Here is a 14,225-nt window from a genome sequence, read left to right as displayed (position 1 = left end):
GCCTTTTCAAGGAGAATGAAATGAGGCGCATTTTACTTGGCAGCGACGGATCGGAGCAGGCAAGGCAGGCGGAGGACCACGTGATCTCCCTGGCGCACGACGACGGTGGCAGCATTTTGGCTGTGCATGTTGTGGAGAAAGACCTCATGCATTATGGAATGGTTGACCATCTGGCCACCCAGGGCGACAAGGAAGGCTTCGTGCGCTACGTTCGCGAACTGGGTGAGCGCGAATGCCTGGACCGGCTCGGGAAGTTTCGCCAGCGCGCTCGCGAGCAGGGGGTGGACGTCACGCTGATGGTTCGCTGGGGCGAACCGCTCGGCGAAATACTGGCAGCCGCCACCGAAAACCGCGTGGACGAGGTGTTCCTGCCCCCACGCTGCTGGGGCAGGGAATTTACCGGCGCGCGTCTTGCCGAAGCCGTGAACAGCTCATGCCCGAGCAAGGTTACCGTACTGGCATGATGGCTCGCGCCAGGGCCGCTGGCCGGAGTTTTCCATGCCTGCGGTGAGAGGTTCGTCCAGGGCAGAGAAATGCCGTCGCCCCAAATGCGGGTGATGCCTCCTGGGCAAGAGGGCTGCCTGTTCATTCAGCATGGCGCCAACTGCACCGAAGTCCCCGGGCCTTTTGGATGGACATCATTCTGGCGGCGAAATATCAGATGAGTCCATGGCTGGTCAGGCCGCATGCAGGGGGATGGCGGCCTTGCTTTCCCGCTTCGGACAGCGCGTGGTACACCATGCACAGGAACGGGCTGGTGGTGCGTGTGGCAGAGAACCAATGCCCTCGCGATGAAGCCCCTGAAGGAGAATTCAGCGCCCGGGTGAGCCTGCCCGGACATCTTGCGGGGTTCAGCGGTCAGCACGCGGGAGATATGAAGGGCGCTGGCGTGGCCCTCCGGACCTGCCGCAACCGCCTTCAAACCTAACCTGATGGCCAGCGCCGACGCCGCGGGCCGGAGTTGACCATGGGCCATATGCTCACCACGCCGCTGGTCGTCCTCTCTCTCTGTCTTGCCCTCTGCCTTTCGGCGCCGGGCGCCCTGGCGGACGACTCCCCCCCCGGACGCGTTTTCAGGTTCGGCGTGATCACGCTGAACCATCCCCTGGTCATCTACCAGCAGTACCAGCCCTTCCTCGACTACCTTTCCGAGCGCCAGCCGTGGCGCTTTGAGCTGGTACTGGAGCAGCGCTACTCGGCCATCGTCGACCGCCTCCAGGCCGGTACCCTGGACATTGCCCTGCTGGCTGGCCGCACCTTCCTGCAGGCGCGCGAACGCACGCCGCTCGAGCCCATATGCGCCGTGACGGGCGTGGACGGCACCCCCACCATCCGCAGCCTCATCGTGGTGCGCGATGATCGCGAGGACATCCGCACCGTGGCCGACCTTGCCGACAAGCGCTTCGCCTTCGGCTCGCCGGACTCCACCGCAAGCTATCTCATTCCGCTGGATTATCTGAAGCAGCATGGCATTACCCTCGGCTCCTTCTCGCGCTGGAACAATCTGGGCACCCACGACGCCGTTGCCCGAGCCGTGCTGCGGGGCGAGTACGACGCCGGGGCCGTGGGCGAACCCATGGCCATGCGCTACCTGGGCTCCGGGCTTCGCATGCTGGCGGCCACGCCGCCGTTTCCGGGCTTCATCATAGTTGCCCGGGCCGCCGTGCCCGAGCCCGTGCGGGAAGCCCTTCGCAAGACCCTGCTGGCCATCGACCCCGCATCGCCCGAGGTGGCCGCCCGCTCCACCGGATGGAACGAGGTGCTGCGCCACGGATTCGTTACGGTCGACACCTCGGTGTACGAAGCCTTCCGGGCCATGGAGACGCGCTTGGGGCTGCCTTCCCAGGAACAGCCGGGGACGGAGGAAAAACCGTGAAGATGGGCATGCAGGCCAAGTTCATCCTGTTCGCCGTGCCCTGCATCGCGGTGTTCATTGGCGTCATAAGCTTCGTGACCATACAGCGCGAAGAGGACCTTCTTCTGCACGACGTCACCCAACAGGGGCTCGGAATCGCTCGCATTTCATCTGTCCTGTTCACCAACGCCAGCATCTACGAGAGCCTGGGCATGGTGGATTCCACCGGCATGACCGACTACCTGGACTATTTCGTGGCCGACGTGATGCGGCTGGATGCGCGCATCGTCTACTTCATGGTGTTCGACACCGAAGGACGCGTCATCGCCCACAACAACCTGCGCGAATACGGCAAAATCCATTCGGACAAGGCCACCGTGGCCGCCCTTGGCGCGACCGAACCGCTCATCACGCTAAAGGACAACGCGGACCTCGGACCTCATCTGGACATCGCGGTCCCCCTGACCATCGGCTCGAAACGCTGGGGGGCGTGCCGCATCGGCTATTCGCTGAACGTCATGTACCAGGGCTTGCGCACGCTGCGCTCGGAGGTGCTGGGCATAAGCGGCGCAATGCTTCTGGTGGCGCTGGCCCTGGTATGGTATGCGGGCAGGCATTTCTCTAGGCCGCTCACGGCGCTCACCCGGACAATGAACGACATCACCGCGCGCGGCGACCTTACCGCTCCCATACGCGAGTTGCCGGCCCGAGAGGACGAGATTGGCGCCCTGCAGGCCAGCTTCCTGTGGATGGTTGCGCGCCTGCGCGACGCGGAGCGCGAGCGCCTGCGCAGCATCGAGGGCATGCACCAGGCCGAGAAGCTGGCCAGCATCGGCCAACTGGCCTCGGGAGTGGCCCACGAGATCAACAACCCCCTGGGCGGGGTGATCCTGTGCTTTCGCAACCTCACCGCTGGCGGCATGGACGAAGATGCCAGACGCCAGCATGAGAAGGTGATCGACGACGGCCTGGAGAAGATTCGACGCATCGTGGGCGAGCTCATGCATTACGCCCGGCCCTCGCCCCTTGCCGTGAGCGAGACGCGCATCGAGGACCTGTTCGCCAGCTCCCGGGCCCTTGTGGAGTTCACCCTTCAGAGGAAAGGCGTGGCTCTTGTGAGCCACGTGGCACCGGACGTGCCGCCGCTTTTCATCGACCCGGACAAGATGGGGCAGGTGATCTTGAATCTGGTGCTCAATGGCGCCGACGCCATGCCCGCCGGGGGAACCCTGACCCTGGACGCCAGGATCGTCGAAAACGAGGTGCGCATTACCGTGTCCGACACGGGACCGGGCGTGGCGCCCGAGCACCGCGAACGCATCTTCGATCCGTTCTTCACCACCAAACCCTCGGGAAGCGGCACGGGGCTGGGGCTTGCCGTGTCCACTGCCATCGTCTCCCGGCATGGCGGCACGCTGACGCTTGCGCCTCAGGACCAACCGGAACCGGACACGACCGAGGAAGAGGGCGTCGCAACGCCCGCTTCAAGCACCGGCGCAACCTTCGTCATCCGCCTGCCTCTCGCAAGGGACATTCCATGACCAAGCATTCGGTACTTCTTGTCGAAGACGAACTCTCCATGCTCCTCGGCATGCAGCACGCCCTCTCCCAGGCGGGCTACGAGGTAGCCACCGCTGGTGATGCCGAAAAAGCCCAGCAACTGTTGCGGCAACGCCCCTTCGACCTGGTCATCACGGACCTGAGGCTTCCGGGCATGAGCGGAATGGAGCTTCTGGAGGGCATCTGCGAGCTTTATCCCGGCACGGGGGTCATCCTCATCACCGCCTTTCCGGAGGTGGAACTGGCGGTGCAGGCCATCAAGGCCGGGGCCTTCGACTTTCTGTGCAAGCCCTTCCCGCGCGACGGACTGCTTATCGCGGTTGAGCGCTACTTCCGGTTTCTTGACCTCAAGCGGGAAAACGCGAGGCTTCGCGGCGAACGCGACGAGGGCGAGTTCATCGGCGAAAGCCCGATGATGCTCAAGGTGTTCGAACGCATCCGGGCAATCGCCGGATCCTGCGTGCCGGTGCTGGTGCTTGGCCCCAGCGGTTCCGGCAAGGAACTGGTGGCCGGTGCGCTGCACCGCCTGAGCAAACGGCGCGACAAGCCCTTCATCAAGATAAACTGCGCGGCCTTGCCGGAGCATCTTCTGGAGAGCGAACTCTTCGGGCACGAGAAGGGCGCGTTCACCGGGGCGCAGCAGGCCCGCAAGGGCAAGTTCGAGGCCGCCGACGGGGGAACGCTCTTTTTCGACGAGGCGGGAGAGATGCCGCTTGCCGTGCAGGCCAAGCTCTTGCGCGTGCTGGAGGATCAGGAAGTGACCCCGGTAGGGGGCAACATGCCCCGCAAGGTTGATGTGCGCACCGTGTTCGCCACGGCCCGCGACCTTGAGGAGGCCATAGAGGCAGGAACCTTCCGCGAGGATCTCTACTATCGCATAAACGTGGTGCCCGTGACCCTGCCGCCCCTGCGCGAGCGCGGCGGCGACGTGGCTCTCCTGGCGGAGCGCTTCCTGCGGCGCTTCTGCGCCCAGCACGACAGGCAGGTCACGTTTTCGGAACAGGCCCGCAACGCCCTTCTGGCCTACGACTACCCCGGCAACGTGCGGGAACTGCGAAACGCCATTGAACGCGCGGTTATCCTGTGCGCCGAAGACAAGATCCACGTGGGGCACCTGCCCAAGCGCATCCGCGACGCCACGCAGGCAAGCCAGGAGCAGCAACCGGAGGAAACCCGATTTGTCCATCTGGCCGACGGGGTGGCCCAGTTCGAGAAAAAGCGCATCCTTGAGGCGCTGGAAAAAACGGGGGGGCGAAGAATTCGGGCTGCGGAGCTTCTGGGCATCACCCGGAAACAACTCTGGCTCAAGCTCAAGGAGTTGGACATCAAGTTGTAGAACCGCCGGGGAGGTTGCCGGGCTCACGCACCAACCGGAACGTGCCCGGCACTTCTGATAGTGGCTGTTGCTATGGACTTCGCACCACCTGCCTTCGCAATGGCGGAAGGCGCGTCATCGGATGCCTTCGCAACGGGCTGTAACAAAACTTGCAGTTTTTTGGACAACGTATTCACCATGACTGTCATTTCATCAGCAGTCATCGCACGGACAGTTGTCTGTGCCTTCACCAGTTCCAGTGTTTCCTTAAGCATATTTTCTAGGCACATACATTGTTGCGCCAACCAGCCAACATTCTGCACGAATGTTCACACTATGGCTGGCACTGTGTGCGCCCATGCACACAGTTCGCAGCCGGGGCGCACGACCACCCACGAAGGGACAGGCGCAAAATAATGGCACCGCACCCCGTTTGCGATGTGAAATACTTGCCTTTCCACCGCAACAGTAAGATGTGCCCGATGCCACGCAGCTTCCGGATGGACAGTTGGCTGCTTGCCGCCGTGGCCCTGCTCATGTCGTCACCGCTCAGGCCAGGACTTTACCAAGCAGATGGCGGTCACCACGTCGCACTGGGCCGACACCAACGCGATGAGCAACATCACCCCGCAGAAGTAGCTGCTTAACCAGCAGTCATGGCCACTGCCGGAAGAGGCGGAACGCGATTACGTGGTGAAGACCGGCAAGCGCGTCTTCGTGCTTACCGGCCCCCTGTACGAGCGCGAAATGCCCAAGCTGCCCGGGGCGGACGAGGAACACACCATCCCCAGCGGATACTGGCGCATCATCGCCGTTCCCGCGCCGCAGGGCAGCGCCGCCCCCATCCGGGTGGCCGCGTTCATCTTCGCTCAGGAGACGCCGGGACGAAAGCCCGCCGCAAGCGATGCCGTATCCGTGCGCGATGTGGAACAGCGCGCCGGGCTGGACTTCTTCTGGACCCTGCCGGACGACGTGGAAGACCGGATGGAAGGCACGGTGGATGGCGCGCTGGTGCAGGAGCTGCTGGGGAAGTGATGGGGAAGGAGGGAGGGCAGGAGTGGACTGTAGCTCGCCAGCATATCCTTTACTCCACCCCGTACTCCTTCAACTTGCGCCACAGCGTGGTGCGCGGCACGCCCAGCACCTGCGCGGCAAGGCGCTTGTTGTAGCCCGTCTTTTCCAGAATCTTGATCACGTAGCGGCGTTCCACCTCGGCCAAGGTAGGCAGGCCGTCGCCCTCCAGCGTGTCGAACTCCAGATTACGAATGTCCTCCGGCAGATCCAGCAGGCCGATGGTCTGGCCGTCGGTAAGGGCTACGGCACGTTCGATGATGTTTTCCAGTTCGCGCACGTTGCCGGGAAAGCTGTACCCCTGCAGGGCAGCCAGGGCCTGCTCGTCGATGCCATGCACCGACTTGCGGAAGGCCAGGCCGTACTTGTCGATGAAATGGCGCACCAGCAGGGGGATGTCCTCGCGCCGGTCGGCCAGGCGCGGCAAGGTGGTGCTGACCACGTTGAGCCGGAAGAACAGGTCCTCGCGGAAGGTGCCCTTTTCCACCTCCGCCTTCAGGTCGCGGTTGGTGGCGGCGATGACCCGGATGTCCAGTTCCACCGGCTTTGTCCCGCCCACCCGCAGGATGCGCCGCTCCTGCAGCACATGCAGCAGGCGCACCTGCATGGACAGGGGCATCTCGCCCACCTCGTCCAGAAACACCGTGCCCCCGCTGGCCGCCTCCAGCAGGCCCACCTTGCTGGCGCTGGCCCCGGTGAAGGCCCCCTTCTCGTACCCGAACAACTCGCTGCTGATGAGTTCCTCGGTAAAGCCGCCGCAGTTGAAGGTGACGAACGGCTGGTTCTTGCGCGGGGAAAGGTGGTGCAGGGCCAGCGCCACCAGCGCCTTGCCGGTGCCGCTTTCGCCCTGGATCAGCACGTTGCAGTCCACCGGGGCCACCTTGCGCACAAGCGCGAACAGATCCTGAATGGCCGGGCTGTTGCCCACGATGGACGACAGGCCGGAACTGCCCAGCAGCGCCTCGCGCAGGCGGGCGTTTTCCATGCGCATGCCGATCTTTTCCTGCGCCCGCCTGGCAATGGCCCGGATCTCGGTGAAGTTCACCGGCTTGGTCACGTAATGGAAGGCCCCCTCGCGCATGGCCTCTATGGCAGTCTGGATACTGCCGTACCCGGTGACAATGACCACTTCGGTCTCGGGCCGCAGGGCCTTGATCTTGGGCAGCAGTTCCAGCCCGTCCATGTCGGGCAGGCGCATGTCCGAGAACACCACGTCGAAGGGCCGGTCGATCATGGCCTCCAGAAACGAACGGGCGCTCATGAACGCCTCCACCTCGTAGCCTTCCTTGAACAGGGCGTGGCTGAGGCGTTTGCAAACCACGGGTTCGTCGTCAACGATGGCGACGCGCAACAACAGCATCAGGCATCCCCCTCTTCAAACGCAGTATCGTCAATCATGCCGCCGCTCTCCCTGTCTCCTCCGGGCCGGGCCACGGGCAGCAGCACCGTGAACACCGCCCCCCTGCCCTCGCCGCCATGCACTTCTATGCGGCCCTCGTGCCTGTGGACCAGCGCGTAGGTGACGGCCAGACCAAGGCCGGTGCCCTTGCCCACCTCCTTGGTCGAAAAAAACGGCTCGAAGATATGCTCGCGAATCTCCTCGGGTATGCCCGGGCCGGAATCGCGCACCTCGAAGGCCACGTGCCCCGGCGGCACGCCCATGGCCACCACGGCCACCGCGCCGCCGCGCGGCGTGGCCTGTATGCCGTTGAGCAGGAGGTTCATGAACACCTGCTGCAGGCTGCGCAGGTCGCCGCGCACCATGGGCAGGTCGGCGGGCACGTGCACCGCAAGACTGATGCCCGACAACATCACCTGATTCTTCAGCAGGCTGACCGTGGACCCTATGACGTCCACCGGGTGCAGCGCCGTGAAGGTGGGATGCTCGGTGCGCGAAAAGTCCAGCAGGTTGCGCACTATGTCGGAGGCCCGTTCCGCCTGCTGCATGATGTCACCGATCATCTCCTGCCCGTCGGCGTCTATGGCATCGCCATAGTCCTCGCGCAGACCTTCGGCGCTCAGCAGCACGTTGTTGATGGGGTTGTTCAGCTCGTGGGCAATGCCCGCGGTAAAGGTGCCCAGCGCCGCCATCTTGCGGGCCTGCAACAGGTGCTCCTGATTCACGGCCAATTCGTGCGCCATGCGGTTGAAGGCGTGGATGAAGCTGGCGATCTCGCTCAGTTGCTCCGCCCCGGTGGCAATGGGGCTGAAGTCGCCGCGCCCCACCCGGCCCGTGGTGGCTGCCACCATGTCCAAGGGGCGCAGCAAACCTGTGGAAATGAGCTTGATGACCAGCACCATGAGCAGCAGGAACACCGCCAGAAAGGCCAGGGGCAGCACCAGCGTGCGTTCCAGCGCCTTGTGCGCCCGCTCGCGCTTCTGTTTGCGCAGGGCGTCGGCCTCGTCGATGAGCGATTTGCCAAGGGTGCGCAACTCTTCCTGATTGGCCGTGCCGCCCTGCACCAGAGTGCGCACCGAATGGCCGTACCGGGCCAGCAGGTCGCGAAAGCGCACCAGTTCGGCCTGCCCGGCAACCACGGCCATGTCGTCGGCCAGTTCGGCGGTCAGGGCGTCGATGCGTTCCAGGTAGGCCAGGCTTTCCGTCAGGCTGCCCGCGTCGCGGTAGAACAGGTAGTTCTTTTCGTAGCGGCGCACCTCCAGGATGTTGTTCAGGAGGTCGTCGTAGCGTTCTCCCAGCAGCAACCGCTGGCTCACCGTGGACAGGCTCCAGTAGTTCAGCGCGGCCAGCGCGCCGATGGAGATGAACGTCACGGCGAACAGGATGAATATCTTCCCCTTGATGGAGCGGAAGAACTGCCGGGGGCAGCCGAGGGCGCAGCCCTTTCCCCCCCTGTCGGATGCGGCAGGGGACGTTGGCGGGGCGCCCGCCGCACCGGATGCGCCAGCCGTGCGCGTTTCTGATGTCGCACCTGCTGCGGCAGACAGATTGTCCCCGCCCGCATCATTCTGGCTGTTCATGCTGTATTCCCGGCATGTTGTGACAACACGACAACGGCAAGCTCCCGCAGTGCGCGAGCGTTGGCCCCTGCCGTATTTCCATATTGAAACATTTTTCACGATGTTTACGCGCAGGCTGTTCAAAATGGAATAGTCCAACCTGCCCTCCTCCGCCCTGCCCTTCGACAACACACCGGAACAACTCACCAAAAAAATGCGTTCCCGCATGGCATCGCGGTTGCTTAGTGCGCCGCACGAGGTCGTGCATGGAACGCATTCTTGTTGGCATCGACGAACGCCGCGTCCACTGGGAGGCGCTGGCCCATGGCTGTTCGCTGGCCCGGCGCATCCGGGCCAGGCTGTACGTGCTGTTCGTGAACGGCACGCGGGCCGGGGCTTCCGGCGGTGCAGTGCGCCAGCGTCTGGAACTGCTGGTGGGCGCGGCCAAGGCCGAAGGAGTTCCCGTGGAATATTTCATCGCCGAAGGAGGATACGAAGACGCCATAGTTTCATTCGTGAACACCCACGGAATAACGCTGCTCATTCATGAAGCGGCTCCCATCGATCATGCTGCCACCGGCCATGCCGTATCCGCGTTGCAGGCGCTGCGCCACCGGATTTCGTGCCGGGTCGAGATCGTGAATCCCAAACGTGCATAACGTGCGCTGATGCACCACAACGAGGCTGACGTATGAACATACCGCTGCACATGTACCTGCCCATAGCAGGAAACAGCGTGAACATCGCCGCCATTCTGGGCCTTGGCGGGGCCGTCGGGCTGCTTTCGGGCATCTTCGGCGTGGGCGGGGGCTTTCTGATGACCCCCCTGCTGATCATGCTGGGCATTCCGCCCACGGTTGCCGCCGCATCCGACTCCAACCAGATCGTGGGGGCCTCCACCTCCGGCACGCTGGCCCATTTCCGCCTGGGCAACGTCGATTTCAAAATGGGACTGTTGCTGCTTGTGGGCGGTGTGGCTGGCGGCAGCGTGGGCGTGCGCATCATCAAGCTGCTGCGCGCCATGGGCAACGCCGACTTCCTGATCAACGTCACCTACGTGCTCATGCTGGGGCTGGTGGGCGGCTACATGTTCTTCGAAAGCCTGCAATCGCTGCGGGCGCCCCGCGCCGGGGCCGCGTCCAAGCCCGCCCCCACCGATGAATCGATGTACGAACGGTGCATCCGCAGCATGCCGTGGCAGACGGACTTCCCCCGTTCCGGGGTGCGTCTTTCGCTGCTCATGCCGCTGGGGCTGGGCGCGCTGGTGGGCGTGCTGGCCGCCATCATGGGCGTGGGCGGCGGGTTCATCATGGTGCCGGTGATGGTCTACCTGCTGCGCATGCCCATGCACGTGGTGGTGGGCACCAGCCTGTTCCAGATCCTGTTCACCTGCGTCAACGTGACGGTCATGCAGTCCGTCGAAAACCACACCGTGGACTTCATCCTGGCCCTGCTGCTGCTCATCGGCTCGTCCGTGGGCGCGCAGGTGGGCACGCGCATCGGCAAGAAACTGCAGGGCGACCAGTTGAAGATCCTGCTGGCCACGCTGGTGCTCGCCGTCATGGGCAAGATGCTCTTCGACCTGCTGGCGCGCCCCGACGTGCTGCTGGCCTACGCGGGGGGGCACTAGCCATGCGTCGCACGCATCCGCTGCACATCATTTTCGGCCTTCTCCTGTGCCTGTGCCTGCTGGCCGCCACGGCACGCGCCGATGACGGCGGCGTGGCCCTGGCCGTGAAGCCCGGCGACATCGTCATCGGCACCTCGTACACCGGCACCACCCTGCATTTCTCGGGCGAGGCGCCGCGCGGCAGCGCCATAGTGGCCCGGTTCACCGGGGCTTCCGGCGACCTGGCCCTGCGGCAGAAAGGCAAGGCCTTCGGCCTGCTATGGATGAACATGGGCACCGTACACCTGCACGACGTGCCCTCGGTGTATCTGGTGACCTCGTCGCGTCCGCTGGCGGACATCGGCGGCACCGGCCTTGGCCTCGACGCCGTGCGCGCCGGGGTGCAGCAGGAAGAAGGCTCGGCAGCCCAAGGCGCCGACACACTGGACGTGCCCGCCGAACTGGTGCGCCTGAAGCAGCACGACGGGCTGTACCGCGAAGGCGTGGGCGGCATCACCGTCACCGACGACGGGGCCTTCTCCGCCGAACTGGCCATCCCCTCGCGCATGTCGCCCGGCACCTACACGCTAGACGTGTTCGCCCTGCGCGACGGACAGGTGGTGGGTTCCACCTCCGTACCGGTGCGGGCCGAACTGGTGGGCGCGCCCGCGTGGCTCGCGCACATGGCCTTCGACCGGGGGCTGCTGTACGGCGTGCTGGCCACTCTGGTGGCCATCCTGGCCGGGTTGGCCGTGGGAATGGTGTTTCAGAGCAAGGGCGCCCATTAAAAGGGCACCCCGCCACTACCGGGGGGCGGCCCGCCGCCCCCCGAACCCGGAGCAGTCGTGGGAATCCTCTCGCACATGGCCGACCTTCTCGCCCGCTGGCGCGGTTCGCGGGGGCTGCCGTTCGCGCTGCTCTTCAAGAAGTTCAAGGGCATCCTCGAACGCAACAACCGCATCCTCGAACTGATGGCCGACATGGGCGACAAGCTGGGCGGCGAATACGTGTTCGACCGCCAGTACATCGTCGATGCCTGCGAACAACTGGACGACCACGTCTTCAAGCTCATCTCGGACATGAGCGTGCTGGGCCAGCGCAAGAACGTGGAGCTGTTCCTGGCCTTCGAGCGCATCCAGCACCAGTTGCAGGAAGAAATCGCCGGGCGCCACCATTTCGAGGGGGGGCGGCTGGTGCTGCCGTTTCGCGACATCGGCCCGGATGCCGAGGACGAGGTGGGCGGCAAGCTGGCCCAACTGGGCGACCTGTCCAACCGCCTGCACCTGCGCACGCCCGACGGCTTTGCCATCACCACGGCGGCCTTCTTCGCCTTCATGACCCGCAACGGCCTGCTCGCGCAGGCCCAGCGCGGCATGCAGGACTGGGACGGCACCGATGGCGGCCTGCGCGAACTTTCCGACCGCATGCAGCGCGGCATTCACGATGCCCCACTGCCGTGGGGGCTGGTGGCCCAGATCAACGCCATGGTGGACGTGCTGGGCATGCGCCGCAAGCAGCCCCTGCGCCTGGCCCTGCGCAGCAGCGCCTGGGGCGAGGACGGCGACGCCAGCTTTGCCGGTCAGTACGCCACGGAACTGAACGTGCCGCCCGACCGGGTGGTTGAGGCGTACAAGAACGTCATCGCCAGCGTCTATTCCGTGGAGGCGTGGCGCTACCGGCTGGACAGGGGCTTTCGCGAAACCGAGGTGGCCATGGCCGTGGGCTGCCAGCTTATGGCCCACAGCAGGGCAAGCGGGGTGCTGTACACCTGCGCCCTGCACGCGGGCGACAACTGCGAGGCCATGGTCATCAGCGCCGCGTGGGGCGGCGGCGCCGCCGTGGTGAGCGGCGAGACGGCCACCGACACCTTTCTGCTGGAACGCACCCCGCCCTACCGGATCACCACCCGCGAAATCGCCCGCAAGACGCGGCGAATGGTGCCCGCGCCCAAGGGCGGCATGACCCGGGAAGACGTGCCCGCCGACCAGCGCGACGCCCCCAGCCTGACCGACGCCCAACTGGAGCAGCTGGCGCGCGCGGGCATGTCGCTGGAACGGTATCACAAGCGTCCCCAGGACGTGGAATGGACCTTCGACGCCGACGGCGACCTGCACGTGCTGCAATCGCGCCCGCTGTGCTCCACGGGCGACGCGGGCCTGTGCGTGCCGGTGCAGGACGCCACCAGCCGGGCAGAGGTCATCCTGTCCGGCAGGGGCATGGTGGCCCAGCGCGGGGTGGCCGTGGGCCGGGTGGTGCTGGTGGACCACGCCACGGACCTCGACACCTTTCCCGACGGCGGCATCCTGGTGTCCAAGTACACCTCGCCGCGCTATGCGCGGGTCATGCGGCGGGCGCAGGGCATCATCACCGACGTGGGCTCGCCCACCGGGCACATGGCCACCATCGCCCGCGAACAGCGCGTGCCCGCCGTGGTGAACACGGAAGTGGCCACCGAACTCTTGCGCGACGGCGAGGAAATCACCCTCGACGCCACCCAGAACGTGATCTACCGGGGGCGCATCGCGGAGCTGGACCGTTTCGAGCGGACCGAGACCGACGTGTTCGAGGAATCGTACGAATACCGGCTGCTGCGCCGCCTGCTGAAGCGCATCTCGCCGCTGAACCTGGTGGACCCGCATTCCGACGACTTCAAGCCCAGGGCCTGCCGCACCTACCACGACATCACCCGATACATTCACGAAAAGGCCGTGGAAACGCTGGTGGACCTCAGCCAGCGGCACGAGGCGCTGCACCACGCCCCGGCCCGCCGCCTGCTGGACGGCCCGCCGCTGGGGCTTACCGTCATCGACGCGGGCGGCGGCACCGAATGCCTGCCCGAAGAGGCTGGGCTGGTCACCGGGCAGGTATGCTCCGTGCCGCTGCGCGCCTTTCTGGACGGGCTGACCGAATCGGGCATGTGGGACACGGCCCCGGTGCCGGTGGACCTTGGCAGCTTCATGTCCAGCTTCACGCGCACCTTCAGCGCCTCGCAGGCGGGCCCGCGCGAGGTGGGCCGCAACCTGGCCGTGGTGCTGCGCGAATACATGAACGTGAACATGCGCCTGGGCTACCATTTCAACATCATCGACGCCTACATAGGCAGCACCATCAACGACAACTACATCTACTTCCGGTTCCTTGGCGGGGTTACGGAGCTGGTGCGGCGCTCGCGCCGGGCCCGCTTCGTGGCCGAGGTGCTGGAACGCTTCGACTTTCGCGTGGAGGTTCACGGCGACCTCGTGGTAGGCCGTATCAAGAAACTGTCGGAACCGCGCATGCTGCTGCGCATGCGCATGCTGGGCGGACTGGTGGGCTATGCCCGCCAGCTGGACGCCCGCATGCACAGCGACGCACAGGTGGCGGACCACGTGCGGACCTTCATGGAGGCAATTTCCACTGTCGTCGCCACACACCATGACGACCGGATCGAACGGAAGGGAGGCGGACATGCCGTCACGACTGCGCATCCTGGTGCTTGACGACGAACCCATCGTCTGCAAGCGGCTGAAACCCGCCTTCCAGAAGGCGGGCTACGAGGTGGAGACCTACACCGACAGCGCCGCTGCCCTGCGGCGCATAGAAGAAACCGCGTTCGACGTGGTGGTCACGGACCTGAAGATGGAAGGGGCCGACGGCCTGCAGGTGGTGGAACGTACCCACCAGATACTGCCGCAGGCGCGCATCGTGGTCATTACCGGGTTCGCCACGCTGGACACGGCCAAGGAATCGTTCCGCAAGGGCGCGTTCGACTTCGTGGCCAAGCCGTTCAAGCTGGGCGACATTCTGGACTGCGTACGGCGCATCGAGGCGGAGTTGCGCGGCGGGGGCAGCACCGGAAACGGCATGTAGGGGGGCGC

General features: G+C 65.1%; 13 protein-coding genes. 10 read left to right on the top strand and 3 right to left on the bottom strand.

From position 1 onward, the window contains the following. The first annotated feature begins 20 nt into the window (after positions 1–20). The 4 genes from K6142_RS10950 to K6142_RS10935 all read left to right on the top strand — a co-directional run bounded on the left by K6142_RS10950 (position 21) and on the right by K6142_RS10935 (position 4,751). Positions 21–464, top strand: a complete 444-nt coding sequence (locus K6142_RS10950; protein ID WP_190244701.1) for a universal stress protein — start codon at positions 21–23, stop codon at positions 462–464. A 503-nt stretch (positions 465–967) separates the two neighbouring features. After that, positions 968–1,876, top strand: a complete 909-nt coding sequence (gene phnD, locus K6142_RS10945; protein WP_190244702.1) for a phosphate/phosphite/phosphonate ABC transporter substrate-binding protein — start codon at positions 968–970, stop codon at positions 1,874–1,876. Positions 1,877–1,878: 2 nt separating this feature from the next. Beyond that, on the top strand, positions 1,879–3,396 hold the full coding sequence (locus K6142_RS10940) for an ATP-binding protein (RefSeq protein ID WP_190244716.1): 1,518 nt from the start codon (positions 1,879–1,881) through the stop codon (positions 3,394–3,396). Beyond that, entirely contained in the window at positions 3,393–4,751 is a 1,359-nt protein-coding gene (locus tag K6142_RS10935; RefSeq protein WP_190244703.1) for a sigma-54-dependent transcriptional regulator, read from the top strand. Before K6142_RS10940 ends, K6142_RS10935 begins: the two co-directional genes overlap by 4 nt. 23 nt (positions 4,752–4,774) lie before the next feature. Here K6142_RS10935 and K6142_RS10930 read toward each other — a convergent pair whose 3' ends face one another. Beyond that, positions 4,775–5,053, bottom strand: coding sequence for a MucR family transcriptional regulator (locus tag K6142_RS10930; RefSeq protein WP_190244704.1), 279 nt, complete (start codon positions 5,051–5,053; stop codon positions 4,775–4,777). 367 nt (positions 5,054–5,420) lie between these two features. On the opposite strand from K6142_RS10930, the gene K6142_RS10925 reads away from it, so the two are divergent. After that, positions 5,421–5,765: a DNA/RNA non-specific endonuclease gene (locus tag K6142_RS10925; RefSeq protein WP_317846379.1), complete on the top strand. Its 345-nt coding sequence runs from the start codon at positions 5,421–5,423 to the stop codon at positions 5,763–5,765. A 49-nt stretch (positions 5,766–5,814) separates the two neighbouring features. Here K6142_RS10925 and K6142_RS10920 read toward each other — a convergent pair whose 3' ends face one another. Then, complete coding sequence (locus K6142_RS10920; RefSeq protein ID WP_190244705.1) at positions 5,815–7,161, bottom strand: sigma-54-dependent transcriptional regulator; 1,347 nt, start codon at positions 7,159–7,161, stop codon at positions 5,815–5,817. Next, positions 7,161–8,780 carry an ATP-binding protein gene (locus tag K6142_RS10915; protein WP_190244706.1) on the bottom strand — a complete coding sequence of 540 codons (1,620 nt, stop codon included), beginning with the start codon at positions 8,778–8,780 and terminating at the stop codon, positions 7,161–7,163. Before K6142_RS10915 ends, K6142_RS10920 begins: the two co-directional genes overlap by 1 nt. Positions 8,781–9,025: 245 nt before the next feature. Here K6142_RS10915 and K6142_RS10910 point away from each other — a divergent pair, with 245 nt between their 5' ends. Genes K6142_RS10910 through K6142_RS10890 form a run of 5 tightly spaced genes read left to right on the top strand, consistent with a single transcriptional unit; the run spans position 9,026 to position 14,217 of the window. Continuing rightward, a complete protein-coding gene (locus K6142_RS10910) occupies positions 9,026–9,418 on the top strand; it encodes a universal stress protein (RefSeq protein WP_190244707.1) in 393 nt (130 codons plus the stop codon). Positions 9,419–9,450: 32 nt separating this feature from the next. Further along, entirely contained in the window at positions 9,451–10,389 is a 939-nt protein-coding gene (locus K6142_RS10905; RefSeq protein WP_190244708.1) for a sulfite exporter TauE/SafE family protein, read from the top strand. A gap of 2 nt (positions 10,390–10,391) precedes the next feature. Next, positions 10,392–11,156 (top strand): TIGR02186 family protein, encoded by a 765-nt coding sequence (locus tag K6142_RS10900; protein ID WP_190244709.1) that lies wholly within the window; start codon positions 10,392–10,394, stop codon positions 11,154–11,156. Positions 11,157–11,213: 57 nt separating this feature from the next. Then, positions 11,214–13,847: a PEP/pyruvate-binding domain-containing protein gene (locus K6142_RS10895; protein ID WP_190244710.1), complete on the top strand. Its 2,634-nt coding sequence runs from the start codon at positions 11,214–11,216 to the stop codon at positions 13,845–13,847. Beyond that, the gene (locus K6142_RS10890; RefSeq protein WP_012611855.1) at positions 13,816–14,217 is read left to right on the top strand and encodes a response regulator; all 402 of its coding nucleotides are present in this window, start codon (positions 13,816–13,818) and stop codon (positions 14,215–14,217) included. Before K6142_RS10895 ends, K6142_RS10890 begins: the two co-directional genes overlap by 32 nt. Positions 14,218–14,225: the final 8 nt, after the last annotated feature.

This window comes from Nitratidesulfovibrio sp. SRB-5 (assembly GCF_019931275.1).
In the GTDB taxonomy this organism is placed as follows: domain Bacteria; phylum Desulfobacterota; class Desulfovibrionia; order Desulfovibrionales; family Desulfovibrionaceae; genus Cupidesulfovibrio.
Note: the sequence above shows the minus strand (reverse complement) of the source record. Positions and strands in the feature narration are given on the sequence as shown.